Genomic DNA, 4,729 nt, shown 5'->3' on the forward strand with positions numbered 1-4,729 from the left:
TTATCTTTTTTGGGTATTATACCTGATTTCACCAGCTTTTGGATGCATTTTAGCTAAATTTTGTCACGGATTAAGGTAAAGATATAAATACCTTTAGTTTTAGTTTTAGATTTCGTATAACCGGATTTTTTAAGATTCCTTTTAAACGAGCGAACACTTATGTCTGTTTCTATGTTTCTAATTCTGGCTCTTTTTGCTGTCACATTTTTATAGGCTGTAGCCTTACCAATATACTTTTTAGCTCTATAAGCTTTATAAGTTCTATATGCATATTTTCCAAATTTAACTGTTCGTCCTCCAACTAGAGATGCTCCTGCAGCAACAGCAGCGGCCTTCCAACCATGCTTTTTAAACGCCTTGTATCCATCATAAGCTGCAAAACCGGCATTCACCGCAAACCAGAACCATTTGCCATCCGGATCGACCATCATCACCGGATTGTTATTGGCATACGTATACCCGTTTTGCGTAAGGATATCGTCGTCATCGCCGGGATCCGGGTCCATTGACAGGAAGACGCCATGCGTTGGATGATAATATCTTGCCATCAAGTAGTAAAGACCGGTTTCTTCGTCATATTGATAGCCTGCATAGCGGAATGGATTTTCCAGTGCAATCCCGGTCCGCTTTGTCTCCAACGGATTGCCCCAGCTGTCATAAGAGTAGCTGGCTACAACGTTTCCTGACTGGTCCGTCAAGGCAATGACATCGCCACGCGGGTTGTAATGGTAGAAATAGGTCGACGTGACTGTATTTCCGCTATGCTTGTTCAACGCCAGCAATTGCCCGTCGGCGCTGTAAACGTAAGAACGCTGCACCTGGTCATTGGCGTTTGTTTCATACAGGATGTTCAGGCTGTCGCCGTCATAGATGTAGTTGGTGATGGTACCGTTTACTTTCTTTTGGATTCTTCGGCCGTCATCATCATATTTGTATTCTGCAAAAGGAGGCTTTCTCCTTTTTTCTTGACGGATACGAGCTGATCGGCCGCATTCCATTGGTAGGTGAACTTCCCGTCTTCAATCCGGTTGCCGTTTTGATCGTACCTGATGGCTTCGTTTCCGTAGGCGGTCAGCTGGTTGACCATGTTATAGGCCGACGTGCTGCCGATTTTCTGATAGACCCGGTTGCCGAATCCGTCGTATTGATATTCGTAGACGGAACCGTCTTTCTTTATTTCGCGGACAAGCTGGTCCATATGGTCGTACGTTTATGTTTCTTTCTTTCCGTCATTGTAAAGAATCTCCGTGCGGTTGCCGTTGGCATCATACGTGTATTTTTCATCAATAACGATCGTCATCGTCCCGGTTGACGTGTCCACTTTGTTTGTGGACATGGAGATGACCTGTCCGGCCGGGTCATACACATAGGTGGTGCCGGCACCGTTGGCGGAGGAGTAGGTTGTCACATTGCCCAATTGAACCTGGTCAGCTGGTTTTAGTTCCATTTATATACATTCAAAGAAAAAATCGGTGGCAATAGAGAAGCATTGTCACCGATTTTTCATTAAATCTTTTGCATATTGCAAATAGGAGACAGAAAGTTTAAAGGAAATGCGCCAATTTTTGGCTTTGGACACATCAGCGCTTCACATTTTTCTTGGAAGCATTGTGAGCTCTCACATCGGATTGAAAAAGTATTTTAAACACCTACTCAAGGTTCAAGTATATTACATATACCTATTTGTCAGATAAACATGGTCTTCTTCAAAATTTTGTAGATTGGAAACAAAATCATGCGCTTTCATTTTAGTTCTTGATAAGATTGGCAAATCTTCCTCGCCATAACTCCCTGAATACATATGAAAATAATAGGCAATGCTATATCCTTTATCTACTAAAATTTGAAAAAAAGATTTTAAAAGGGATATAGATTCTGTAAACTTTTTTTCATTACTCGTTTTTAAAAAAAAGTCACAAGAACACATTCCTGTAGTAATTGTATAAGTATATCTATATTTACTACTAAAAATATGAGCAGGTTTGTCATCAAATACTCTTTCAATAAAAATGTTCTTTATTTCAAAATCTCTTTTTAATTTATTTGGTATTTCCTTATCTAATCCAATATTAATAAAATAACACATTATTTAACTCCTTTCTTTAATAGAACGAATGTCCACCCTTCCTTTTTCGATTGTGATAATGTGGTCTATACCCTTCTCTATGTGGTTTATCATGAATAGCTTTTTTGTTAGCATAGGTTTTCTTTTGAAGCTTTTTTGCCTGTTTTTTAGAGGTAGAGAAAACATCTTTCCCCTTTTTTAGTCTATTAATAGCTTGCTTAGTAGTAATTTTTCTACCTAATTTTAGTCCTCCTTTTACTCTAGTTGCTGTATATATGTTCCTAGCATAAACAACAGCCCTTTTCGCACCCTTAAAGTATCTGCCCGGGCCAAATCCGGATGCTACTGCCCAAGCGATTTGTTTTTTGCTCTTTCCTGCTCTGTAAGCCTTATATCCGTCATAAGCTGCAAAGCCGGCATTCACCGCAAACCAGAACCATTTCCCATCCGGATCGACCATCATGACCGGGTTGTTATTCGCGTACGTATACCCGTTCTGCGTCAGGATGTCATCATCATCGCCGGGATCCGGGTCCATTGACAGGAAGACGCCATGAGTCGGATGGTAGTACCGTGCCATCAAGTAGTAAAGGCCCGTTTCCTCATCATATTGATAGCCTGCATAGCGGAATGGATTTTCCAGTGCAATTCCGGTCCGCTTTGTCTCCGACGGATTGCCCCAGCTGTCGTAGGAATAGCTGGCGACGACGTTTCCTGATTGGTCCGTCAAGGCGATGACATCGCCACGCGGGTTGTAATGGTAATAATAAGTGGCCGTGGCTGTATTTCCACTGTGTTTGTTCATGGCCAGCAATTGGCCGTCGGCGCTGTAGACATAAGAACGCTGTACCTGGTCATTGGCATTCGTTTCATACAGGACGTTCAGGCTGTCGGCGTCATAGATGTAATTGGTGATGGTGCCGTTTACTATCTTTTGGATTCTTCTGCCGTCATCGTCATACTTGTATTCTGCAAAAGGAGCGCTTTCTCCTTTTTTCTTGACGGATACGAGCTGATCGGCCGCATTCCATTGATAGGTGAACTTTCCATCTTCAATCCGGTTGCCGTTTTGATCGTACCTGATGGCTTCGTTCCCGTAGGAAGTCAGCTGATTGAGCATGTTGTAGCTCGACGTAACGGCCGCTTGGCTGCCGATCTTTTGGTAAATCCGGTTGCCGAATCCGTCGAATTGATATTCGTTGAAGGAACGTCTCTTTATTTCACTGAGTAGTTGAAAAAATAAACTAACATTGTTCGTACAACTCTACAAAAAAATTGAAAATGTTTTTGATGTCATTAATCTTATTTAGCAGTTCAAAAGTCTAGAATGAATAGAGCCCTTGGGACTATTGGTAATTCCAAGGGCTAGAAATTTTTCATATCAATTTTCCGAGGCTTTTTATCATTATTCTAATTTATTGCCGAATATTTAACGGTACATACGGGTCTCGAGAAAAAGTAACAACTCTCCCTCCCGATGATGGATTGCACGCTAAGAACCTTCACCTCTACCTCTCAGTATAAATTCTTCTAGATCAAAGGAAACATTATATGCCTCTACTGCAATCAACAAACTATTTATGCAAATAATGAAATTTGCATTTGTATTATATTCCTTAAGTAAATTATTTCCAAAATGACCAATTCCATCTGGGTGGTAACTAAACTCAAAAATTTGCCAATTGATTTCTTCTGGGGCTATTTTTTCAAATCTAGAAATCCCCTCTCCGCCATTAAAATAAAGGCTGGCGATGTTTTTAAAAACCACTTGATGCTCAAAGACGTTCCCTTGATCGGTAATTTTAATTTTTAAAACCAATTCTTTTTTAAATATGTTAAAGTCTAAACACAATACCTCACATACTCCATCGATATAGTCCACCCATTGTTCAATGCTATTAAACAATTTGGTTCATTTCCCCCTTAACAACTTATTAATGTTTCGATGTGAGCGCCATGTTAATTTAATATGGGTCTTTGCTCTATCGCTTGAATACCGCCCCCTCGCATCCATGGCACCCTTTTTTTTATGACTAATTCGGTAATATGGCTTTTTTCTCTGTCCCGAATTTCTTCCCATAAATCTTATAGTATGATTTTTAGTAGTTACTACCCAACCCTTTTTATTTTTCGCCCTCTTTATCGTTCCATTGTTAACTTTGGCAACTTTTCTTGCATTCCAATAGGTTTTAGATAATTTCCCTGATTGGTAAAGAGTTTTTCCCGCACGAAAAGCTCCTCCACCTAATGCTCCAAGTGCTGCTCCTCCAGCCGTTGCTCCAACTAACTTCCATCCTCTGGCGCCTTTTGCTTTCGCGGCTTTATAAGAAGAAACTCCTCCAATCACACCTCCAATTGCAGCCCAAGCCCAATGTCCATCCGGGTCCACCATCATCACCGGATTGTTATTGGCATACGTATACCCGTTTTGCGTAAGGATATCGTCGTCATCGCCGGGATCCGGGTCCATTGACAGGAAGACGCCATGAGTCGGATGGTAGTACCGTGCCATCAAGTAATATAGGCCCGTTTCTTCGTCATATTGATAGCCTGCATAGCGGAATGGATTTTCCAGTGCAATTCCCGTCCGCTTTGTCTCCAACGGATTTCCCCAGTTGTCGTACGAGTAGCTGGCAACAATGTTTCCTGACTGGTCCGTTAAGG

3 protein-coding genes and 2 pseudogenes are annotated in these 4,729 nt (G+C 41.3%); all 5 read right to left on the bottom strand.

Annotation, left to right across the window (positions count from 1 at the left end; all coding sequences use genetic code 11):
* Nucleotides 1-392 precede the first annotated feature (392 nt).
* Nucleotides 393-1,291, bottom strand: a pseudogene (locus AB1L08_RS22640) (RHS repeat domain-containing protein); the annotation flags it as partial.
* 378 nt (nucleotides 1,292-1,669) lie between these two features.
* Nucleotides 1,670-2,086, bottom strand: a complete 417-nt coding sequence (locus AB1L08_RS21600; protein WP_413066660.1) for a hypothetical protein — start codon at nucleotides 2,084-2,086, stop codon at nucleotides 1,670-1,672.
* Between the two features lie 16 nt (nucleotides 2,087-2,102).
* A pseudogene (locus tag AB1L08_RS21605) lies at nucleotides 2,103-3,263 on the bottom strand (RHS repeat domain-containing protein); the annotation flags it as partial.
* A gap of 294 nt (nucleotides 3,264-3,557) precedes the next feature.
* Complete coding sequence (locus AB1L08_RS21610) at nucleotides 3,558-3,971, bottom strand: YxiG family protein (protein ID WP_413066661.1); 414 nt, start codon at nucleotides 3,969-3,971, stop codon at nucleotides 3,558-3,560.
* A gap of 6 nt (nucleotides 3,972-3,977) precedes the next feature.
* Nucleotides 3,978-4,729, bottom strand: a 752-nt coding sequence (locus AB1L08_RS21615) for an RHS repeat-associated core domain-containing protein (RefSeq protein ID WP_413066662.1), incomplete at its 5' end; no start/stop codon positions are given.

Origin of the sequence: Siminovitchia jepli, assembly GCF_047228825.1 — a bacterium.
In the GTDB taxonomy this organism is placed as follows: Bacteria; Bacillota; Bacilli; order Bacillales; family Bacillaceae_C; genus Siminovitchia.

Bases quoted from the DNA above. Each gene is read 5' to 3' on its own strand.
- AB1L08_RS21600 (WP_413066660.1), bottom strand. From the start codon at position 2,086: ATGTGTTATTTTATTAATATTGGATTAGATAAGGAAATACCAAATAAA.